This is a genomic window from Arcicella sp. LKC2W, from assembly GCF_034931005.1.
GTDB lineage: Bacteria > Bacteroidota > Bacteroidia > Cytophagales > Spirosomataceae > Arcicella.
The window spans coordinates 50,998-73,619 of record NZ_JAYGIN010000003.1; the positions used below are offsets into that span (position 1 = coordinate 50,998).

The 22,622-nt window shown below is 36.4% G+C and carries 20 protein-coding genes; 7 read left to right on the top strand and 13 right to left on the bottom strand.

Features of this window, described 5'->3' with window-relative positions; all coding sequences use genetic code 11:
* From VB796_RS03205 to VB796_RS03220, 4 genes are all read right to left on the bottom strand, one after another.
* A complete protein-coding gene (locus VB796_RS03205; RefSeq protein ID WP_323345065.1) occupies positions 1-1,266 on the bottom strand; it encodes a metallophosphoesterase in 1,266 nt (421 codons plus the stop codon).
* A 562-nt stretch (positions 1,267-1,828) separates the two neighbouring features.
* Positions 1,829-2,191 carry a hypothetical protein gene (locus VB796_RS03210; protein ID WP_323345066.1) on the bottom strand — a complete coding sequence of 121 codons (363 nt, stop codon included), beginning with the start codon at positions 2,189-2,191 and terminating at the stop codon, positions 1,829-1,831.
* Positions 2,192-2,335: 144 nt separating this feature from the next.
* Positions 2,336-3,304, bottom strand: a complete 969-nt coding sequence (locus VB796_RS03215) for a glycoside hydrolase family 16 protein (RefSeq protein WP_323345067.1) — start codon at positions 3,302-3,304, stop codon at positions 2,336-2,338.
* Between the two features lie 62 nt (positions 3,305-3,366).
* Positions 3,367-3,909, bottom strand: coding sequence for a TlpA disulfide reductase family protein (locus VB796_RS03220; protein ID WP_323345068.1), 543 nt, complete (start codon positions 3,907-3,909; stop codon positions 3,367-3,369).
* A gap of 209 nt (positions 3,910-4,118) precedes the next feature.
* Here VB796_RS03220 and VB796_RS03225 point away from each other — a divergent pair, with 209 nt between their 5' ends.
* Complete coding sequence (locus VB796_RS03225; protein WP_323345069.1) at positions 4,119-5,324, top strand: acetyl-CoA C-acetyltransferase; 1,206 nt, start codon at positions 4,119-4,121, stop codon at positions 5,322-5,324.
* Between the two features lie 41 nt (positions 5,325-5,365).
* On the opposite strand, the gene VB796_RS03230 is transcribed toward VB796_RS03225, so the two are convergent.
* Together VB796_RS03230 and VB796_RS03235 are read right to left on the bottom strand one after the other, a co-directional pair.
* Positions 5,366-5,746, bottom strand: a complete 381-nt coding sequence (locus VB796_RS03230) for a type II toxin-antitoxin system VapC family toxin (RefSeq protein ID WP_323345070.1) — start codon at positions 5,744-5,746, stop codon at positions 5,366-5,368.
* A complete protein-coding gene (locus VB796_RS03235; protein WP_323345071.1) occupies positions 5,728-5,946 on the bottom strand; it encodes a hypothetical protein in 219 nt (72 codons plus the stop codon). The genes VB796_RS03230 and VB796_RS03235 overlap by 19 nt, the downstream gene beginning before the upstream one ends.
* Positions 5,947-5,985: 39 nt before the next feature.
* Here VB796_RS03235 and VB796_RS03240 point away from each other — a divergent pair, with 39 nt between their 5' ends.
* On the top strand, positions 5,986-8,139 hold the full coding sequence (locus VB796_RS03240) for a 3-hydroxyacyl-CoA dehydrogenase NAD-binding domain-containing protein (protein WP_323345072.1): 2,154 nt from the start codon (positions 5,986-5,988) through the stop codon (positions 8,137-8,139).
* A 50-nt stretch (positions 8,140-8,189) separates the two neighbouring features.
* Here the strand turns inward: VB796_RS03240 and VB796_RS03245 are convergent, their stop codons facing one another.
* Complete coding sequence (locus VB796_RS03245; RefSeq protein ID WP_323345073.1) at positions 8,190-9,065, bottom strand: Rpn family recombination-promoting nuclease/putative transposase; 876 nt, start codon at positions 9,063-9,065, stop codon at positions 8,190-8,192.
* Positions 9,066-9,245: 180 nt separating this feature from the next.
* Here VB796_RS03245 and VB796_RS03250 point away from each other — a divergent pair, with 180 nt between their 5' ends.
* Positions 9,246-11,627 carry a S9 family peptidase gene (locus VB796_RS03250; protein ID WP_323345074.1) on the top strand — a complete coding sequence of 794 codons (2,382 nt, stop codon included), beginning with the start codon at positions 9,246-9,248 and terminating at the stop codon, positions 11,625-11,627.
* 65 nt (positions 11,628-11,692) lie between these two features.
* Here the strand turns inward: VB796_RS03250 and VB796_RS03255 are convergent, their stop codons facing one another.
* The 4 genes from VB796_RS03255 to VB796_RS03270 all read right to left on the bottom strand — a co-directional run bounded on the left by VB796_RS03255 (position 11,693) and on the right by VB796_RS03270 (position 17,651).
* Complete coding sequence (locus VB796_RS03255) at positions 11,693-12,919, bottom strand: porin (protein WP_323345075.1); 1,227 nt, start codon at positions 12,917-12,919, stop codon at positions 11,693-11,695.
* A 106-nt stretch (positions 12,920-13,025) separates the two neighbouring features.
* Positions 13,026-14,480: an inorganic phosphate transporter gene (locus tag VB796_RS03260; protein ID WP_323345076.1), complete on the bottom strand. Its 1,455-nt coding sequence runs from the start codon at positions 14,478-14,480 to the stop codon at positions 13,026-13,028.
* A 286-nt stretch (positions 14,481-14,766) separates the two neighbouring features.
* A complete protein-coding gene (locus VB796_RS03265) occupies positions 14,767-15,237 on the bottom strand; it encodes a thioredoxin family protein (RefSeq protein WP_323345077.1) in 471 nt (156 codons plus the stop codon).
* 176 nt (positions 15,238-15,413) lie between these two features.
* Positions 15,414-17,651 (bottom strand): peptidoglycan-binding domain-containing protein, encoded by a 2,238-nt coding sequence (locus VB796_RS03270; RefSeq protein WP_323345078.1) that lies wholly within the window; start codon positions 17,649-17,651, stop codon positions 15,414-15,416.
* A gap of 462 nt (positions 17,652-18,113) precedes the next feature.
* Here VB796_RS03270 and yihA point away from each other — a divergent pair, with 462 nt between their 5' ends.
* The 3 genes from yihA to VB796_RS03285 all read left to right on the top strand — a co-directional run bounded on the left by yihA (position 18,114) and on the right by VB796_RS03285 (position 20,571).
* Positions 18,114-18,710, top strand: a complete 597-nt coding sequence (gene yihA, locus VB796_RS03275) for a ribosome biogenesis GTP-binding protein YihA/YsxC (protein WP_323345079.1) — start codon at positions 18,114-18,116, stop codon at positions 18,708-18,710.
* Between the two features lie 191 nt (positions 18,711-18,901).
* Positions 18,902-19,345 (top strand): DUF5606 domain-containing protein, encoded by a 444-nt coding sequence (locus tag VB796_RS03280; protein WP_323345080.1) that lies wholly within the window; start codon positions 18,902-18,904, stop codon positions 19,343-19,345.
* A gap of 251 nt (positions 19,346-19,596) precedes the next feature.
* Entirely contained in the window at positions 19,597-20,571 is a 975-nt protein-coding gene (locus tag VB796_RS03285) for an NADPH:quinone oxidoreductase family protein (protein ID WP_323345081.1), read from the top strand.
* 172 nt (positions 20,572-20,743) lie between these two features.
* Here VB796_RS03285 and VB796_RS03290 read toward each other — a convergent pair whose 3' ends face one another.
* Together VB796_RS03290 and VB796_RS23770 are read right to left on the bottom strand one after the other, a co-directional pair.
* Positions 20,744-21,349 carry a DUF4230 domain-containing protein gene (locus tag VB796_RS03290; protein WP_323345082.1) on the bottom strand — a complete coding sequence of 202 codons (606 nt, stop codon included), beginning with the start codon at positions 21,347-21,349 and terminating at the stop codon, positions 20,744-20,746.
* Between the two features lie 66 nt (positions 21,350-21,415).
* Entirely contained in the window at positions 21,416-21,610 is a 195-nt protein-coding gene (locus tag VB796_RS23770; RefSeq protein ID WP_416233511.1) for a helix-turn-helix domain-containing protein, read from the bottom strand.
* A gap of 399 nt (positions 21,611-22,009) precedes the next feature.
* Here VB796_RS23770 and VB796_RS03295 point away from each other — a divergent pair, with 399 nt between their 5' ends.
* On the top strand, positions 22,010-22,540 hold the full coding sequence (locus VB796_RS03295; RefSeq protein ID WP_323345083.1) for a hypothetical protein: 531 nt from the start codon (positions 22,010-22,012) through the stop codon (positions 22,538-22,540).
* Positions 22,541-22,622: the final 82 nt, after the last annotated feature.

Consider the following 22,622-nt stretch of genomic DNA (forward strand, 5'->3'; position numbering starts at 1 on the left):
TTATCCCTTCACTAATTCAAAAACCGTAATCTCTGGAGGCATTCCTACTCTTCCTGGGTAGCCAATATAGCCATAGCCACGATTGATGTATAGTTTTTGGTTGCCTTCTTCATACATTCCTGCCCATTGTTTATAAGCATATTGTGCAGGCGACCACGTATAATCACCAATATTTATTCCAAATTGCGTTCCGTGCGTATGTCCAGAGAACATCACGTCAATGTCTTTAAACTTGGTGTTTACTTCTTTGTCCCAATGCGTTGGGTCGTGTGAGAGTAACAATTTTACGGGAGCTTCTTCTGTTCCCTGATGTGCTTTTGCCAAGTTTCCGTAAGTATGAAAACGATTTTGCCCGCTGATATTTTGTACGCCAATAATCGCCAATTTTTCACCACCTTGTTCGATGAAGCGGTGTTCGTCCATCAATAAATCATAGCCCATTACTTTATGAGCGTGCATTAAGTCATTGAGGTTCTGTTGCTTAGCTCTTGCGTCGCCTTGCCAATTTACGTAGTCTGCATAATCATGATTTCCAAGTGTACTAAAAACACCCAACGGAGCTTTTACCTTATTGAAAATGTCAATATATTCTTGAACCTCCGTAGCCAAATTATTTACCAAATCTCCCGTAAAAAACACCATGTCAGGTTTTTCTTTCATCAACATTTCAACACCACCTTTTACAGCCACACGATTGAAAAATGAGCCTGAGTGAATGTCAGAAATTTGAGCGATAGTCATGCCTTCAAACTGTTTAGGAAGGTTTTTTAAAGCTAATTTTACCCGACGTATTCTGTAATCATGAGCTCCTGAGATAATTCCCCAAGTAAGAGCAACCGCTGGAATTGCTCCTGCAACTACGGCAGTTTTCATTAAAAATTCAGAGCGAGTGATATTTCCTGTTCCTCCAATGGGTGCATCAGCGGTGACGGTATGACCTGTAAATTTTCCTGTAATCCAACGTATTAATCGACCCAAATCATCAATAAGAAGAAATAATACGACAAATATTTTGGAAACATAGTTAATGAAAACACCAACCATAATGATTGTACGTAGGTTTTTTCCTAATAAATCAGGATTTACAAAGTTATAAACCCACATTCCTGCAAGTGTAAACGCTGTAACACCCCAGAAGATATATTTGACGATATTTTGGGTATTTTGAGCAAGGTTTTGTGTTGAAACTTTTACTGCTTGCCAAACGTACCAGTCTATCAATAAAAAGACTAAAGTAATGACTGGAATAATTATTAATTTGTTCATCTAAGAATTGAGTATTGGTTATTCTATCAAAACTCAAATACAAGATTGTAGGTTCAGGAATGGACTTATTTTGTGATGAACGGATGATTTGGGAGCATATCAAGGCTAATAATTTAAGTCCAAACGGAAAATCTAAGGATTCAGGTATGAATTGGCGGTTGTTAAGCAAATGACTAAAGTACAATTCTGTATATTCTGCTGATAAAATCCATGACTTTTGTTAGAGATAACCTCACTGTCTCTCAAAACGTTAGCATGGCTATTAAGCAAAAATAATACAACACTCTTTTTTTACGCTTATAAGGAAAATTGTAATGTTCGTGAAATAAGTATTAAAATTAGAATATTCACTTTTGGTAATTCGTGTAGGTACACATACCTTTGGAATAATAAATAGCTAATCACAATTTGAAAGTCTGATTTTTCGTGGCGGCTTAAAATCAGACTATTTTTCAAGTTGCAAGAATTTTATAAATCCCTAACACATTTAATCGTTTGAAAATCATTTATCATCGTGGCGGCTTTGATAATTAGAAGTAGATTTGTGTGATAGGGATTTTTCTTATTCCTTCGTTCCTAACAAATCTTGCCCTTGTACAGATACTTTTATTCCTGAAACTATTCCGTTGACACGAGTGAAAGTTATTACTGCTCCGAAGTTAGTTTCTTCAAATTCATCCTCCTTTTTACGAGTCAATTTTGTTGCTGGATAACCTACTGCTTGTCCGTATAAATTATCATCTTTAAAAAAGATTTTCATTTTTTCTGCAATCGGATTCTCGTCCATTTTATAACTTCCTAAGTAGTCTCTAAACTCTGTTGAATCAGCCGTAATTGTATTGATATTCATGTGGTTTTTGGAAGACTTTGCAAATGTAGAAAATGCAAAGAATGACACAATTGTGCTAAATATGATTTTTTTCATTATTGTAAATACAAAATGTTTTGGAGAATGAATATTTATTGTAAATTGGATTGATATTTCATAACTGTTTGAATGTTAATGGGTTATGTTATTGTTGTTGAGACAAACAACAATAACACAACCCATTAACATTTCTAAATATTCTTATTGAAAAACTCGAACATAATCTACCACTAAATGCTGTGGAAAAATGGTTGAGGCATTGGGGCTTCCAGGCCAATTTCCGCCAACTGCTAAGTTGATAAGGAGAAAATATTCTTCTTGAAATTCACTCAGACCCGCAGGTGTTGTATCAATGACATGAAATTGTTTATCATCTAAATACCAAACGATTTTTCGGGCATCCCATACAATTGAGAACACATGAAATTCGTCATTAAAAACACCTGATGATAATTGTGTACTACCGCCATATTGAGCGTGGCTATTGTTATTATCCCAGTGAACAGTTCCGTGTACAGTATTATCTTTACCAGGTCCTCCAACCATTTCCATAATATCAATCTCCCCACATTTTGGCCAATTGACAGAAGTAATATTTTTTCCCAACATCCATAAAGCAGGCCAAATTCCTTGTCCTTTTGGTAATGCTGCTCTAATATCAATTCGACCATATTTGAGATTAAATTTATTTTGGGTAGTTAATCTCGACGAAGTATAATTTTGACCGCTGATATTTTCAGTCTTCGCTTCAATAATCAAATAGCCATCTTTTACCGTTGTATTTTCTTTTTTGTAATACTGTAATTCGTTGTTTCCCCAACCGTTATTATTTCCAATTTCATAATTCCAGTAGGTTTCATTTAGGCTTGTACCATCAAATTCATCTGCCCAAACCGCTTTTAAATTTGTATAAGTCGTTGGAGTTGTGTAACCTTTTGTAGGAATAATAGAAACGGGTGTTTTTATTGGATTGTCATTGTCATCATTAGCATTTGAAACGTATCCAGTAGGCTGGTCGCAAGCTTCAGTAGCGACCACTTTGTTACCCAATCCATCGCTATCGGCATCTTGATACCATGTAGTTTTTACACAAGGTTCATCGCCTTTGCTACACGAAATATTTAAGGCAATAAATAAGAAAATAGAAAAATTAAGACAGACCTTTTTCATGTTGTTTTTGGTTGATTTTGTTTATAAGTATTTATTGAACTAAATTGTTTAAAATCAGATAGTTATTTTAAAGCTTTATCCAATGCCGTAGTAATTCTTTCGCTTTCGCTTGGTCTTGGTGCGTCTTCGTCAATTACCTTTCCATTTTCATCAATCAAAATATAGCGTGGAATAGAGCTTATATTGAAGGTGGCTGGAATGGCAGATTCGGAAGGATTGGCAAGTAAAAAGCTATGACCGTCAGGTAGTGCAAATGATTTATTCGCTTCAGCCCAAGCGGCAGATTCTTCGTCTAATGAGACATACAAAAAGTTGACATCTTTATCCTTATACACTTCACGGAGTGCTTGAGATGCTGGCATTTCTCCCCGACAAGGGCCACACCAGCTTGCCCAAAAATCCACATAAGTTACTTTGTGTTTAGTAGTAATGTCTTTAAAATCAACGACTTTGTTGTTTGGGTCAAATAAAGAAGTTGGTGTTGTTTGAGCTGTGGCAGTTGTTGTCTGACTGTCTGTTGAATTAGTTGTGTCTTGCTTTTTTGAAGTACATTTTGAAAAAAGTAACGCAGAGGCTACTGTCAGCATAATGAAGTGTTTTTTCATGATTTGGTTTATAAAGATTGGATTTTATTGAGTATTTGTACTAAAATTACTTATAAAGGCTTCAACTCACAATAAATCAAAAAAATATCTAAATATTTATACAAAATAGTATGCTTGCATAACAAATGTTGTAAATTCGTGCCATATTTGAAATATTTTCTAAGCATAACTATTCAAAAACGTCGGGCGGGAAACTCGACCAACCAAGCATGAATCAAGCATATATTTATGACGCTGTCCGAACGCCACGTGGTCGTGGGAAATCTGACGGTTCTTTGCACGCTACTCAGCCAATTACGTTGGCACAACAGGTTTTGGAACAACTCCGTGACCGCAATAATTTAGATACCAGTCTGATAGATGACGTTATCATGGGTTGCGTAACGCCCATTGGCGAACAAGGGGCAGATATTGCCCGAACTGCCGTCATTGCGGCTGGTTATGACCAACGAGTAGCGGGTGTGCAAATTAACCGTTTTTGTTCATCAGGTTTAGAAGCAGTAAATATGGCGGCTGCATACATTATGTCAGGTCAGCAAGAATTGATGATTGCGGGTGGTATTGAGTCTATGTCACGAGTAGCGATGGGTTCAGATGGCGGAGCAATGATGATGAATCCGCAATTGATTGCCGAACATAAATTTGTACCACAAGGAATTTCTGCCGATTTAATTGCCACAAAATACGGCTACACTCGTGAGGCTGCCGATGCCTTTGCCGTAGAGTCGCAGAGAAGAGCAGCCGAGGCACATAAAGCCAATCGTTTTGCCAAATCAATGTTTACCGTAAAAGATGAAATTGGGCTTGATGTTTTGAGTTACGACGAAGGAATGAGACCCGAAACAACGGTAGAATCGTTGGCTAAATTGAAACCATCTTTTGAAATGATGGGGCAGATGGGTTTGGATAATTTGGCATTGATGAAATATCCAGAATTTAACGAAATAAACCATATCCATCACGCAGGAAACTCTTCACAAATTGTAGATGGTTCAGCAGGAATTTTGATTGGTAGCAAAGCAATGGGTGAAAAATTAGGTTTGAAACCACGAGCAAAAATCACGGCTTTTGGCGTTTGTGGTTCTGAACCAACCATTATGCTCACGGGCCCAGTTCCTGCCACACAAAAGGTTTTGAAACGTAATGGTATGAATATCAACGATATAGATTTGTTTGAAATCAACGAAGCCTTTGCCGTAGTTCCAATGATGTTTATGGATGTTTTGGGCGTTGACCCTGCTAAAGTAAACGTAAACGGTGGAGCAATTGCTTTGGGACATCCACTCGGAGCAACGGGAGCAATTATCTTAATGACGCTTTTGGACGAATTGGAAAGAACAGGAAAAGGTACAGGTTTAGCCAGTTTGTGTATCGGTGGCGGAATGGGAATTGCTACGGTGATTGAGAGAGTATAAATCAGTGTACAGTTATCAATTAATAGTTAACAGTTCAAAGATTACAACGAATGAGCATCTAATAATTTTAGATTTGGAATACCTTGAAAGTCGGAAGTATTGTGAGTAATCAATGTTAAATCATATTCCAAAGCTGTTGCTGCAATGATGGCATCAGGGATTTTGATACGTCGGGAACGGCGTAAAGCAATAGTTCTCAGAATGATGTCTTCGGTTAAATCGAATACGGTAGAGTAATTGACGAATGAACGAAAAATCTCAATTTTAGGCGTGAGGTAGCTTAATGATTCGATACGAGTCATTACTGAAATTTGAGGATTATCATTCACGAGTGTATCAATAAAATCAAGACTATTGAGAGGTAGTTTCTCTCCAAAATAATCTGATAAAGTATTGGTATCTATTAAATATCTCGTTCCCATTCGTCTCTGCTTTTTTTAGCGTATTCATTAAATCTATCCGCTTCTTCGGCAGAAATGCTACCTCTGAACATATCAGAAAGTTTTCCTGGAGGTTTAGGTGGTGTTTTTTTTCGAATAATTTTGATAATATTCAAGGCTTCAAGGTCTTCCAAAAGAGCCATACTTTTAGCCTGCTTCAGTTCAATTGTTAATGTTTCCATATTAGAAGCGTTTTTTCTCAAAAATACTAAAATAAAACAATGATTTCATACAATATAAAAAATAACGTAGCTATTCTCAGTATCAATGTGGCGAATCAGCCGATGAATGTGTTGAATAGTGAATCAATGCCAGCCCTTGCGGAGGCTTTGGAAAAAGCATATTCTGATACGGAAGTAAAAGGAATTGTCATCACTTCTGAACGTCCTGAGTTTATTGCAGGGGCAGATTTGAAGATGATTTTGGAAAATAACGGAAAAGCTCCCGATGAATTATTAAAACTTTCGTTAGGTCTAAATCATATTTTCCGTAAAATGGAAACCAACGGAAAACCTGTCGTTGCCGCCATGAACGGAACGGCTTTGGGCGGAGGTTACGAGGTCTGTTTGGCGTGTCATCATCGAGTGGCGTTGAACAATCCCAAAGCGGTAATTGGCTTGCCCGAAGTAACGGTCGGTTTATTACCTGGTGGCGGAGGAACGCAACGTTTGCCACGCATGATAGGCATGGAAATGGCGGCTCCGTTACTATTAGAAGGCAAAAAAGTTGCTCCGAAAGAAGCACTTTCATTGGGCTTAGTCAATGAATTAGCAGAAACTTTCGAGGAGATGATGGACAAAGCATTTGCGTTCATCAATGCCAATCCAAACGCTATTCAGCCTTGGGACGAAGTCAATAGAAAAACGGGAAAAATTCAGGCTCGTGAAAATTATAAAGTTCCCAATGGAAATATTTTAACGCCCAAAGGTTTACAATTAATGATGGGTGGAACAGCCATGACTTTGGGCAAAACGCAAGGAAATTACCCTTCGCCAATTGCCATTATGTCTTGCGTTTACGAGGGACTTTTGGTGAATATTGATAGAGGAATTGAAATTGAAGCCCGTTATTTTGTGAAAGTTGCCAATTCATCCGTTGCCAAAAACCTAATTCGAACTATGTTTTTTGGTTTGAATGAAGTCAATAAAGGTGTTGGTCGCCCGAAAGGAATTGACAAAACTGATGTCAAAAAAATAGGTATTTTAGGTGCGGGAATGATGGGAGCGGGTATCGCCTACGTATCGGCAATGGCAGGAATTCAAGTCGTGTTGAAAGACGTGTCAATGGAAGCCGCCGAGAAAGGAAAAGCCTATTCAAAAGGAATTTTGGATAAAGCGATTTCGAGAGGGAAAATGGATTCCTTGAAAGCGGAAGGCGTTTTGAATTTAATAAAACCAACCGATAATTATGCCGATATTGAAGGAGCAGATTTAATCATCGAAGCCGTTTTTGAGAATCGTGAATTGAAAGCAACGGTAACTAAAGATTCCGAACCATTATTGGCTTCGGGTGGTGTTTTTGGTTCAAATACTTCTACTTTACCGATTACAGGCTTGGCAAAAGCTTCGGCAAAACCTGAGAATTTTATCGGAATTCACTTCTTTTCGCCCGTTGATAAAATGCAATTGGTAGAAATCATCATGGGTAAAGAAACCTCTGATTATGCTTTAGCGGTGGCAATGGATTACGTAAAGAAAATTCGTAAAACGCCAATTGTGGTGAATGATTCGAGAGGATTTTATACTTCACGAGTGTTTGGAACTTATACTTCGGAAGGTATTGAATTATTGAAAGACGGCGTAAATCCAGTGGTAATTGAGAACGTAGCCAAACAAATTGGAATGCCCGTTGGACCTTTAGCGGTTTCGGACGAAGTGGCTTTGGATTTAGCCTACAAAATTTCGGGTTCAGCCGTAAAAGATGGCGTACTTTCAGAAACTGACACAACCTATCAAGTAAGCAAACAATTTACCGAAATGGGGCGTTTGGGAAAAAAAGCCAAAGCAGGTTTTTATGAATATCCAGAAGGAGGTAAAAAGCATCTTTGGAGTGGATTAGCTGAACTTTTCCCCGTAAAAGAAGAGCAAATTGTTACCAATGACATCAAGCAAAGATTACTATATCGTCAGGTTTTAGAAACCGTGAAGTGTGTAGAAGAAGGCGTAATTCGTACCAATTTAGATGCCGATTTAGGTTCAATCTTCGCTTGGGGATTCCCTCCATATTTAGGCGGAACGCTTTCATTTGTGGACACAGTAGGGATAAAAACCTTCGTTTCAGAATGTGATAGATTAGCCGATACTTATGGCGAACGTTTTAAACCGACCGCAAAATTGCGGGAGATGGCGGAAGCTGGGGTTGGGTTTTATGTGTAGGGGTTAAATGGAAAAGGCGAGTCGTGAGGCTCGCCTTTCCTTTTAGCTCTTTATTTTGGGGAATTAATTTCTAGTTGTACTGTATTGACAAAATCAACTGATGTTCCACTAAAATTTGCAATATCCTCGATTGAAAACTGCTTACTTGCAAGCATTTTTTTCACAGTTTCATATTTGATTCTTAATTCCGCTTCTTCAATTTTCTTTTTCTCATTCTTAACTGCCAAAGCATTTGCTGAAATAATCATTTCATAGTTCAATCGCTGTTCGGGAGTCATCGCTTTTTTGTCTAATTCTTGAATAGCTACATTCAGCCATTCTTCATTCCAAAACATTGGAAATTGCGTTTGCTCAGTAATTGTATGTAAATTTTTCATGGTAAAAATCAATTTATCCAAGTCTGTTTTTATCTCAGCTAATGGCGTATCGAATTTAGCTAATTCTACAGTAACGAACGTCATTTGGTCGTCAATTAGTTCCCCTTTTTCATTTCTTAAAACGGCAACGTTATGATAATCAAAGATATGTGAAAAAATGTCATTTGCTAAAATACCTATACAGTAAATTTTCTGTAAGCCTTCAAAGGTATATTTTCCTTTCTTAACAAGCGTATTAAAACGATAAAGTGCGTAAAATTTCATTCGCTGAATAAACTCAGGGTATTCACTCAATTGCATTTCAACGATAAAATGATTGTCGTTTTCATCGGTACAAGCTAAGTCATAAATACCGCTTCGACTATCCAAAGTTATGGCGGTCATTTCATTTTTGATAAATTCAATTTCTCTAATAGCTACGGGTGATTTTATCAAAGCTTGCAACGCTTTTTTCAAAAAAGTGGTATCACTTTCGTTGCCAAAAGTCGCTTTAAATCCGTAGTCTGAAAGAATAGAAATAAATCTTTCATTGTCATTGTAGAGTTCCATGATGTAAATTGTATGTTTTGATTTTGATAGAACAAAATTGTTATTGAAACCAAGTTTGTAGCTTAGTTGATTTCCCTCAAAGATATGACTTCATTTGAATGTCTTGCCAATCAAATCACTCTTTCTGCGTATATTTAAAGGCAAGTTCACAAGAACTTGCCTTTTTAATTGACCAAATCCATGAAAAAAACACTACTAACACTTCTAACAAACGTCATCATTTTTACGCTTTCTGCTCAACAACTTTCCGTTGAGCAAATTATGCAAGACCCTAAATTTACGGTGGGTGCTTTGCCTTCAAATATCTTTTGGGCGGAGGATTCTAAAACGGTTTATTTTAGTTGGAATCCCGATAAAAATAAAGCTGATTCACTTTATGGGGCTTCGGTGGCTGAGAAAAAACCGTTTAAGATTTCGCCACAAACTCGTAGAGCTTTGCCGTCAATTAACGGAAATTATTCGGCTGATTTTAGTAAAAAAGTTTATGCTAAAAACGGTGATTTATTCTTATTAGATTGCCGTACAATGGCAATTCGTCAACTTACGAATACGATTGAAAATGAGTCTAATCCAAATTTTAATGGTAAGGACGATAAAATCATTTTTACGAAAGGTAGTAACCTTTTTAGCTTCACGATTAGCAATGGTGAAGTTGACCAATTAACTAATTTTCAGACTGGAACGAAGAAACCAGAACCGAAATTGAGCGAGCAAGAAAAATGGCAAAAGCAAGACCAATTAAGTCTTTTTGAAGTCTTGAAAGAAAGAGCCGATAAGAAAAAAGAAGGTGATAAAATCCAGAAAGCTGATTTGCCAAAACGTGCCAAAGAGATTTTCGTAGAAGATAAATCGGTGGATGCCCAAACGCTTAGTCCCGATGAAAAATACATTACCTATCGTTTAGTAAAATCTGTAACGGGAGCAAAAACGGCAATCGTACCCAATTATGTAACTGAATCGGGTTTTACCGAAGATATTCCTGCTCGTACAAAGGTTGGTGCGGCTCAAACGGCTTATGAATTTTGGGTTTATGACATCAAAAAAGACACTTCGTTACAGGTTTCCATTAAAGATATTGAAGGAATTTACGACGAACCTGATTATTTGAAGGATTACGTTAAAAAATCGCTTGTGGTAAAAAGAGATACTGTAAAGAAAAAGCCAGAGCCAAGAAAGGTGATTTTTAGCAATGTCGTTTGGTCGGAAGATGGGAAATATTGTGTTTTGGTTGTGAAAAGTCAGGATAATAAAGACCGTTGGATTATGCGTCTCGACCCTGCTACACGTAAGTTGCAAACCATAGACCGCCAGCGTGATGAAGCTTGGATTGGTGGACCTGGCATTGGTTTTGGCGGCAATGCAGGAACTTTGGGTTTCTTGGGAGATAATCAAACGCTTTATTTTCAGTCGGAAGTGGATGGCTATTCTCATCTTTACACGTTTAATTTGGCAACCTCCGTTCGTAAACAATTAACTAAAGGAAAATTTGAAGTTCAGTCGGTGCAATTATCTCGTGACAAGCAAAATTTTTATATTACAACGAATGAAATTCACCCTGGAGAACAACATTTTTATCGTTTGGCAGTGGCAGGAGGAACACCAATACGTTTAACTAAAATGGTGGGTTCAAATCAAGTGGTTTTGTCCCCAGATGAAACCAAATTGGCTTATTTGAATTCATATTCAACTCGTCCTTGGGAGGTATTCATTCAAGAAAATGAAGTAAATGCAACCGCTACGCAAGTAACAAAATCACAAAGCCGCCAATTTAAGGAATACAAATGGCGTGAACCCGAAATTATCACTTTCAAAGCTGAAGATGGACAAACCGTTTATGCTCGTTTATATGCTTCAAAAACGGGTGAAAAAGGTAAGAAACCTGCGGTAGTTTTTGTACACGGGGCGGGTTATTTGCAAAACGTACATAAATGGTGGAGTCAGTATTTTAGAGAATATATGTTCCATAATATGTTGGTGGATAATGGCTATACCGTTTTGGACATTGATTATCGTGCTTCGGCGGGTTACGGGCGTGATTGGAGAACGGGAATTTATCGTTTTATGGGTGGAAAAGACCTTTCTGACCACGTGGACGGAGCAAAATATTTGGTAGAAACTCAAGGTATCGACCCTAAGAAAATCGGTATTTATGGTGGCTCTTACGGTGGATTCATTACGCTGATGGCAATGTTTACCAAACCAGATGTTTTTGCGGCGGGTGCAGCTCTTCGTCCTGTTACGGATTGGGCGGCGTATAATCACCCATATACCGCTAATATTTTGAACGAACCACAAACCGATTCAATTGCTTATCATAGAAGTTCACCGATTTATCACGCTGAAGGTTTGAAAGGAAATCTGTTGATTTGTCACGGAATGGTGGATGTAAATGTGCATTATCAAGATGTAGTTCGACTTTCTCAGCGACTTATTGAGCTTAGAAAAGATAATTGGGAATTGGCTTCGTACCCGATGGAAGACCACGGTTTTGTAGAACCAACTTCGTGGATGGATGAATATAAGCGGATTTTTAAGTTGTTTGAAACTACTTTGAAGAAGTAAATTAGTAGATTTTCAGATTGATAAATAAACATTAGCGTTTATTTATCAATCTGAAATAATTATCATTAAAAATTGAATTGTGCCTGCAAACGTAATAAATTTCCTGTCTGATTATTGATTGGTAAAGCTGCATCTTCAAAAGTTCTGTCAGAAGTGGTATAAATGGCGGTCAATTCAAAAAAGTCTTTTAATTGCCATTCTGCCCCGATTTCTAAATCTTTCACAATATATCTTCTTGCATCAATTTCGTGTTTTTTTCCTCCATTATAGTACTGATATTTTACAAATGGTGTAATATGATTTTCACCAACCTTCTTTCTGTACATAAGTTGTGCATATCCTCCATTCAGGCTTTTTATTTCCGTTTTCATCGTTGTTGGATTAAACTCTGGCCCTTCACCAATATTGTATTCTGCCTGAAAACCAAATGGCTGTGGATAAATTACGAGAGAACCTGCCATACGACGGTCAATATATTGGGTTTCGGTAGCTTTATTTTTTGTCGCCGTTTTTTCAATCACAAATTTACCTGTATATGCTTGCACCGAAGTTTCAATAATTTGCCCTGATTTCAGTTTGAATGGGTAAGTAATTCTTGAAACGATATGAGGTTCATTATTTAATTCAGCTTTGTTGGCATTTTGCCCATTATAAGCACCAAAAGCAAATACACCATAATCTCCACTTCCTTTTAAGCCAGAATTTACTAAATATTTGAAACGCTCACGGATTTCAGCAGGAGCGTAATAGAAAAATACTCCTAAATCACGTTCATTTGATACTGGGCTATTTGTTCCATCGGCACGGTCAAGTGCAAGACGATTTTGTGAAGATTGCATATTTTCAAAGCCATAAGGAACTTTACTTTGTCCAAAACGAAGACGATACTCCTTTTTAGTATCCAAAGCTAAGTCAAAATAAGCATCACGGATTTGAAAACTGTGTTGAAATGAGTTGCTAACGTTTGAAGCAAAGTCGGGTTGAATGTAAATATACAAACGGTCTGAAATATCTCCTGAAAAAACTAAACGACCACGACGCATGAAAAAACCACCGTTTTCTCCCCAAGACTTATCGCATTGTTCACATTTGAGTTTTTCATTTGTTTCTAACAAACGATTGTATCTTATTTGGGCATAACCTCTCAACGAGATTTTATCATACCATTTCTTTGAAGGTTGAACCTCTTTTTTTTCTTCTTTTTTAGGTTCTGAGATTGGATTTTGGCAAAAAGTAGTTAGGCTAATGGCACAGATAGCCATTAGACATGAAAGTCCCTTGAAAGTGGTCATTGTTTTTAGATTTTCTATATTGGTAGTTGGTACTAAAAGTTGTATTAAGTCTCAAGTATTAAAAAATTATATTTTTCTTAATACTTGAGACTTAATACTTGAAATATTATCCCAAAAGAGTACGGAATAAATAGAATAAAGTAGCTGATAATAAGATGGTTACAGGTAAAGTTAATACCCATGCCATTACGATATTTTTAACGGTACCACCTTGTAAGTTTTTGATACCTTTTGAAGCAACCATTGAACCCGCAATACCCGAAGACAATACGTGAGTTGTTGAAACTGGCCATTTATAAGCCGTTGCCAAACCGATAGTAATTGAAGCAACTAACTCTGCAGAAGCACCTTGAGCATAAGAAAGGTGTTGCTTTCCGATTTTCTCACCAACGGTTACAACAATACGCTTCCAGCCAATCATTGTTCCTAAACCTAATGAAAGTGCAATCATCCACATAACCCAGTTTGGTGCAAAATCAGTCAATGAAGAAAGACCATTGTTTGCATTTCCGAAGGTAAAGAATGGAGGTTTTTCACCAGCAGTGGCTTTTTTCAAGGCTTTTTTGTCATCAGCACTTAAAGTAACAGCATCGCTTTCCATTAATTTTTTCGAGTGCTTATTGATATTTAAAACGTCTTTACGAATTTCTAACTTCGTTTCAACCGTTAAATTTTTAGCATTTAACGTTTTATCTGCAAAAATAACATTTAAGCCTTTTACGCCTTTCATTACTTTAGCATAACTTTCTTTTTCAGTTGATGATAATTGATTAGTATCAATTTTAGCAACAATTGATTGAACCACACCTACTTCACCTTGCAATTTGAATGGGTCAACATTTGTATTGATAGCAAAATAACTTGGTAAAAATGCAATCAATACTAACATTACCAAACCAATACCTTTTTGTCCGTCGTTACGTCCATGAAAAAAGCTAACTAAGGTACAAGTAGTAAACAAAATCGCTCTAATCCAGAATGGAGGAGGAGTATCTTTTTTAGGTTCTTTAAAAATCTCTTTGTTAGCAATTGATTTTTTCAAGATATACATGAATACAATGGCAACTGCAAAACCAAATAATGGAGAAAGCAAAAGAGCTTGACCAATTTCAGTAGCTTTATCCCAGTTTACTGTCGAAAGTCCTTTATTGTTTTCTGGTAAAAGAGCGTATCCCACACCAATACCGATGATTGAACCAATCAATGTGTGTGATGAAGAAGCAGGAATACCGAAATACCATGTTCCTAAGTTCCAGATAATTGCAGAAAGCAACATTGAGAAGGCAAGAGCCATGGCATGATAAACATTGGGGTCTATCAGTAACTCTGTGGGCAGTAAGCCAATAATTGACATGGTAACTCCTACGCCACCTGTTAATAAACCCAAGAAGTTCATAAAACCAGACCAAACAACAGCTTGAGTCGGTTTCAATGAGTTGGTATAAATAACAGTTGCTACGGCATTGGCAGTATCATGAAAACCATTCACGAATTCAAAGGCACACGCCAAAAACAAGCATAAAAAAAGGAGGATGAACAAAGATGTGTCGAGTCCGAACATTGTGGTTTTAGTTAGAAAAATTGAAAATGATATAATCTATGTTAAGCTGAAAATAGTCAAAAGTATTACTTTAACTATCTTCTTTTATTATCATCTTCAAGATTAGAATTATTCATATTGGTATATATGCCACAAAAGTAGATAGACTTTTTGAGTTCAATATTACTAAATTGTTAAATTTCATTTTTCAAGAAAAAAACCTTGAAAATGAGCCAATTAATTGGATTTTTTGTAGAAAATCGGTGATAATAAAAAAGGTCTTTCAAGCAACTTGAAAGACCTTTTTTTATAAACTCGTTATTAAAGCATCAAAATTTTCTTCTTTTTTGAATATTCCCTTTCGTTTACTGGGATTCATTTCTAAAATCTTGATGAAATATTCAGGAGGATAAAACCCCTTTAGTCTTCCAATTGTTTTACCATTATAGTCTAAAAATAATGTTGTTGGAAACTGAGATACTTTATATTTATCAGCGATTGTAATGCCTTCCAATTCTTCCACATCAACTTTATAGGCAAAATATTTCAGACTAATTATTGACGCTATTAATTCATCAGAATATGTTTCTTTATCCATTTTTATACAAGGCCCACACCAACTGGCTGAAAAGTCTAAAATGATAGGTTTTTTTAATCTCTTCGCTTCCTGCAATAGGTCTTTGTAGCTTCCTGTAAAGAAAGATGTTGATAGAATGTCTTGAGCATTTGCTTTCGATGACAATATCAATAAAAAGATTATTAAAAACTGCTTTATCATATCTGAGTGTGTCGTAAGTAGTTTGCAAGATACGTTAGACAATAATCAAGCCATGATTTTTTTCTTAAAAACTGCTTTAAAAATTTTATAGGGTATTAATAAAACAGTTCTATTATTCATCAAAAAAGCCCAGAGAAGTATTCTCTGGGCTTTTTTAAATATTATTCAACAGTGAATTACATTACACCTAATGCTTTCAAAGTTTCAATGCTTAAAGCATTTCCTGTTGCCAAATTGTTATCTTTTTGGAATTGTAAGATAGCTGCTTTAGTTCTTACTCCAATGATATCATCAATTGGACCTGGGTCATATCCTTTAGCTTTTAATGCTCTTTGGATTTGGATGATTTTCTCTGTAGTTAATTTTTGCTCACAAAGAACTTCAACCCAGTCAGCATAAGAGTTACCAGATACTTGAGCCGTTGTAGTATATGAACCATATTCAGCAGGAATAGTAGTCTCAGCAGTTCTTGCAGCAGATTTAACAACAGTTTTAGTAATTGTTTTGTATTCTGCAGGAATTTCAACCTCACGAGTAGCAGCAGCATTTGCTACAACTTGACGAGTACGAGTTCCATATTGTGCAGGAGTCTCAACAACTTTTGTAGTTGCAGGAGAAACCAATACTTGTTTTGTACGAGTAGCAAACTGAGCAGGTACTTCAATAGTACGAGTTGTTGCAGGAGTTGCAACAATTTGCTTAGTTACAGTTTGATAACAACTTGCACCAGCAGCTAATTTACCAGCACCAACACCAGTACCGTTTCCGTCACCAGGAACAGCACAAGGAGTAGGAACGTCTAATAAACGAACTGTTGCAGGAGTAGCCACTACTTGTTTAGTACGAGTAGCATATTGAGCAGGAATAACTTGTTCTTTTACTTCAGCATCTTTTACCAAAACTTGCTTAGTAATTGTAGCATATTCAGCAGGAATAGCTGTTTCACGAGAAGAAGCAGCTTTCGCCAATACAGTTCTTGTGATAGTTCTATATTCAGCAGGAATGTCTTTTTCTACAATACGTGCAGGTTGGTCAACAACTTCACGAGTGATTGTTTCGTATTGAGCAGCAATAGCAGTTGAAGTAGCGAATGCAGCATTTCCGCCAGCATTAGCACTTGTTGGTGCAACAAGCACTTGTTTAGTGAATGTTGTATATTCAGCAGGAATAGCTACTTCACGTACAGATGCAGGAGTTGCTACAACTTGCTTAGTGATAGTTTGGTATTGAGCAGGAGTTTTAACTTCCTTAGTTCCAGCAGGAACTTTCAATACTTGTTTTGTAATAGTTTTGTATTCAGCAGGAACTGTTACTAAACAAAGGATACGACAGTCGTCTGGATTAGCAGATAAACAACCTGGGTCAGCCTTACCTCTTTCGTATTTAGTATATTCGTCACGAATTTTAATTCTTTCTGTTACTGTTTCGTAAGTAGGAAGAGTTGTTACCAAAGTAGTTGTAGCTTCTTTCAATAACATTTGTTCAGTTACTGTTTTGTAAGTAGCAGGAACAACTTCTAAACGCTTAGAAGCTTCTTTTACTAATACTTGTTCTGAAACAGCTTTATAACCAAATTGCTGTGCTGCTAAAGTAGTAGCTGCTTCTTTTACTAAGCGTTGCTCTGTAACTTTTTTGAAAGTACCAGGAATAACGGTTAACACTTTAGAAGCTTCTTTTACTAAAACTTGCTCAGAAGCAGTTCTGTATTCAGCAGGAATCGTTTCAACACGTGAATAAGCCGCTTTAACCATATATTGTTCTGTTTCAGTTTTGTAAACTGCAGGAATAACAGTATAAGTTTTTGATGCTGCTTTAGAAACGTATTGTTCTGTTTCAGATTTTAATACTGCTGGAACAACTTCTTGTTTTTTACATGGGCTACCTGTTACCACAGAACCGTCAGTACCAACAAATGCTTTACGTGCATTATCCCAAGAACCTGCTAAAAATGAACCTGTTGGACAACCACCCATGAAGATATTTTCCGTAACAGTTTTATAAACCGCAGGAACAACTTCTAAACGCTTAGATGCTTCTTTTACTAAATAGCTCTCAGTTTCAGTTTTGTAAACTGCAGGAATAACTGTAACTGTTTTACCAGCTTCTTTCACCAATACTTGCTCAGAAACTGTTTTATAAGCTGCTGGAATAACTTCCAAACGCTTAGATGCTTCTTTCACAAGAACAGATTGTGTTTCAGTACCCATTGTTGCAGGAATAACGGCAAGCGTTTTACCAGCTTCTTTAGCTACGTACTGCTCAGTTTTAGTGGTAAACTGTGCAGGCTTCAAACATTTTGCATAGCATTTGCCGTTAACTGCGTTAGGCGGCAGGTCATTTTGGGCGATAGCCACCGTGCTGACCAAACTGAGTGTGACTGCTGTATAAAGCAGCGAATAGTTAAGTTTCTTCATTGTTGTTGTTAGAAAAAATAAATCAGGTGTTTAAGGGGTTTGATTTAATTGACAAATATATACGGGGTTTTGGTAAAATGCAAAGTAATAACTCATACCTTATAAGAGGGATGCTCATCATGTTTAAAACGTATAAAACGAGATAAAGTAACATTAATCATATAAAAGTATTCAATGCTCCATTTTAAGGCGGGGAGCTTAAGTAAGGAAACTCTGTTGCAGAGTGTAGAGAGCGGAAGTGATATAAATCTTACGTAAATTTGCAGATGTTTTACAAACATTGCAAATATTTCTGCAAAAATGAAATTGTTTTTTGCATTTTTTTTCAAGTTTATATTGATAGATTATCATTTGTTAATCAATATAATCCGTTTAGATAAACTTTTTCTTATTAATCAACACATTAGGAGCATCTTTTTGAGTATTTTCAAGCAGATTTTCCACTAAATTCCCGTAGAACTGATGAAAATTTCAGAAGCAATTTTTTTACAGAGTAATACCGATTATCAGAAATGTCCAAAGCCTGATAAACCTGAATATGCCTTTATTGGTCGCTCTAATGTAGGTAAATCATCCCTCATTAATTCGATTCTTCAGAAAAGAGATTTGGCAAAAACTTCACAAACACCAGGAAAAACGCAGCTTATCAACCATTTTCAGATTGATAAAAAATGGTATCTCGTAGATTTACCAGGTTATGGTTATGCAAAAGTTAGCAAGGTTGACCGTGAAAAGTTTGAGAGAATGATTCATGAATATCTGGAAAATCGTGAAAACTTGATTTATACCTTTGTGCTTGTGGACGTGCGTCATGAACCACAAAAATTAGACCTTGAGTTTATCAATACTTTGGGAGAAAAAGGAATTCCTTTCTGTATCGTTTTTACTAAAGCTGATAAATTATCGAAAACAGCAGTTGACAAAAACGTGGAGGCTTATCAGCAAATAATGTTGGAAACGTGGGAGGAAATGCCACAATTTTTTGTAACCTCCTCCGTTAATGGGAGTGGTCGAAAAGAAATCTTGGATACAATAGATAACTTAAATAAGGAGTTTTAGCGAAGTGATGAGTTGATGGAGGTATATAACTTGGTGAGTAATAAGTTTTGAAACATATAAATTTATTAACAATCTCCCATTTTCTTTGTAAAGATTTAACGAGTATTTTTGTAAAAATTATCAATAGAAATAAAAACGTGATTTTGATTATGCCATTAATGTAATTATCATTTATCACTTAATAGAAACACATGGAATTATTAAAAGAAGTTGCCAATATTTCAGGGCAAAGTGGATTGTATAGAATTTTGAAGCCTACTCGTACAGGTGTAATTGTTGAGAGTTTGGACGGAAAGAAAGCTCGTTCGGTAGTCGGAGCAAATGCTCGTGTATCGGTTTTGAAAGACATTTCGGTTTATATGGCTAATCACCAAGATAATGCGATTCCTTTGGGAGATATTTTCTTGGCAATTAGAGAAAAACACGGCGAAAAAGTAGAAATTAACGTCAAAAACTCAACAGATGCAGATTTGTTCGATTTCTTAGATTCAGTTGCTCCAGATTTTGACCGTGAAAAAGTATTTGCTTCAGACGTGAAAAAAATGATTAACTGGTATAATATTCTTTCGACGAATATGCCAGAGGTTTTTGCAACTCCTGTGGAAGTTGAAACAGAAAAGCCAGCAGAAGCTTAATTTAGATATTAATTGATAGAGAATAGATATTGATTCTCTTGGCAAAAAGGTTCGGTGAAATACTTTTCATCGAACCTTTTTTATTTGGTCATTTCTATTCCTATATTCACTCAATCATTCAATAGACTTCCTGCAAAAGTGTTTTAAGTCGTAAAACAACATCTTTTCGGCTACAAATAGCGAAAATATACCATTTTTCAATCATAAAACACTTTCGCAGGAAGTCTAATCCAAAATCACTCAATAATTATATGAAAGCTGTTCTTTGTAAAACGTATGGTTTGCCAGAAGCCCTTGTGGTTGAGGAAGTTAATTCTCTTGTTGCCTCAAAAGGTAAGGTGGTTGTTAGCGTAAAAGCCTGCGGTGTTAATTTCCCAGATACTTTAATCATTCAAGGGAAATATCAAATAAAACCGCCGTTGCCATTTTCACCAGGAGGCGAAGTTTCGGGAATAGTAAAGGAAGTAGGAGAGGGCGTTTCTCATTTGAAAGTTGGTGATAAAGTGTTTTCATTGACTGGTTTTGGAGGATTTGCCGAAGAAGTAGAAGCTGATGCTCAGAAAACATTACCGATGCCCGAAGGAATGGATTTTATCACGGCTTCTTCTGTTATGTACACTTACGGAACATCTTATCACGCTCTGAAAAATCGAGCAGAATTAAAGGCTGGTGAAACACTTTTGGTTTTGGGTGCTGCTGGCGGCGTTGGTTTGGCGGCAGTAGAATTGGGAAAAATCATGGGAGCAAAAGTAATTGCGGCGGTCTCGACAGATGAAAAATTGGAACTTTGCAAACAATACGGAGCGTCGGAAGTAATCAATTATTCGACGGAAGATTTACGAGAACGCATCAAAGAAATTACGGGTGGAAAAGGCGTAGATGTTGTTTACGACCCCGTTGGAGGTAAATATACCGAACCAGCTTTTCGTTCAATTGCTTGGAAAGGACGTTATTTAGTGATTGGTTTTGCAGCGGGCGACATTCCAAGTTTACCTTTGAATTTGCCATTACTGAAAGGTGCATCAATCGTTGGTGTATTTTGGGGAGCATTTGCCGCTAATGAACCTAAACAAAGTATGCAAAACTTCAAGGAACTTTTGGGTTTTATTGCTGAAGGAAATCTAAAGCCTCACATCCACGCCCAATACACACTTGAACAAGCATCAGAGGCATTAAATGAGATTTTAAACAGAAAAGTAATGGGGAAAGTGGTTGTGGTAATTTAAGTAACACAGACTTCAGTCTGTCTCATGTATGATTATAGACTTTAGTCTGTCTCGTGTATGATTATAGACTTCAGTCTGTCTCATGTATGATTATAGACTTTAGTCTGTCTCGTGTATGATTATAGACTTCAGTCTGTCTCGTGTATGATTACAGACTAAAGTCTGTGTTACTCTATCGCAATTCCCATTTACTATCTTTCATAGCATATCGAAGAATCACTTTTTTCTTAGAAACATTTTCCAAAAAAGGTTTTAAAACTTGTTCCGCAGATTTTTTCGTCTGTTCCAAAATGCCCATTGATTGGGCATTTTGTGCTATCTCACTTTCTGCTTTTTGAAAAGCATTATCTACCAATTTTGCTTCATCCAAAAACGCATATTCTGTATCATAAACCCTTGATTTTGAGTGGTCTATTTTATAATTACAGATTTCTGGTTCGGGTAAATGAATAACTAAAGTATCGCCATTTTCGGCAATATCTGATACCTTAATTTTAGTCAAATCTAAACAACCCGTTGCTTCGCCCGAAACAATTAAAAGCACTTTGGCATCGGGCAGTAAATCTTTCTTGATTTTACTTTCTACGACATCTCTAAAATTGTATTTGACCAACTCCAATTTCCCCATCGACGAAATTTGTTGCAACAACACATTGTGCGAAACCTCCACTTCCCCACTGCTAAATGGATTTTTGAAATCTTTCAGTTTTTCCCATGCAAAAATGGCAAGAAATACAACCAAGAAAAGGGGAATTAAACGAATAAGTCTACGAAGCATAAGATTGATTAAATATGCTCAAAGGTATATAATAGTCAAAGACAAATGGCAAAAGTCATTAAAAAATCAGGTTATAAAGTAGGAAAATTGTTTATCCAATGAATTTGCAATTTTTACGAGTTCAGGAACAGTTACGACTGCCTTATCACTTTCAATTTTTGATAAATGAGATTGAGAAATACCGATTAGATAAGCGAGATAACATTGTTTATACCCTTTTTCTTGACGAGTTTTTTTGACAATAGAACCTTGAAATTTCATAGATCTTAGAAGTTGTTTTTTTATAGAACATAGTTATAAGTTTAGTTATTAGTGGAAAAAATATTGTAACACGGATATAACGTAGCGAATTATAGTCAGTGTGGCAAGTGCTACAAAAGCGGGAAGCACGGCAAAAATATAATTTTATTTTTTTTAATACAATTAACAAACGGTTTTTTAAGTATTTCTTGGAATATTCTATATGGAATATTTTTTATGATTTTAAATTTTGTAGTGCTACAAAAACCGTAAACCTTTGCAAAATTAAGCCCATTCTAAGTTTGGCGACCAGATGGGGCTTAAAGGTCAAATTTCTAACAATTAAACCCAATGCAAAGGTAATGAAAAAAACATTACAACGTTTGGGCATGGTGACAGTGGGACTGTCAGAAGAGATTAATGTCTTCAAGAGTAATGGGCGGACAATCATGGTATTATTCTGAATATAGCGATGCAATTTTCCTTAACGGAATTACAGATGGTAATGGTTGGTCAGGCTTTGAAGGTTGGCTTATGGGAGACCCTGAAATAGAGGTTTATACATACGTAATGAATAATCAAGGTCAAGTTTATGGCTCAGGTAATTCCTATCACGATATCAATGATGATGGAGCTTGGGCTTATACTCAAATGGATCACCCCTACACATCATTTGATGTAGACCAATACCCTCAAGTCTATATGGCTTTTTGGGAAAATGATGGCATTGGAGATTCAGATGAGCAATCAACTCAAACAGTAGCTGGAGGAGTCACTTATAAGGTTTATAATGGCGATGATTATATAGGAGCAAAATGGATGAATAGAATTTCTTACCCAGGCTGGTGGTGGCAAGGGAAGGGTTATGTTCACAAATTATCGCCCAATGAAGATGTAAATAATAAGTTTTTTATCAAAGTAAGTGGCTTTACGGGGCGCACGGACAAGTAATTACGGAACTATCTACAATTTGCCGCAGAATAAAATTAGACCACAGATTGTACTGATTCAACTGATTTACACGGATAAATTT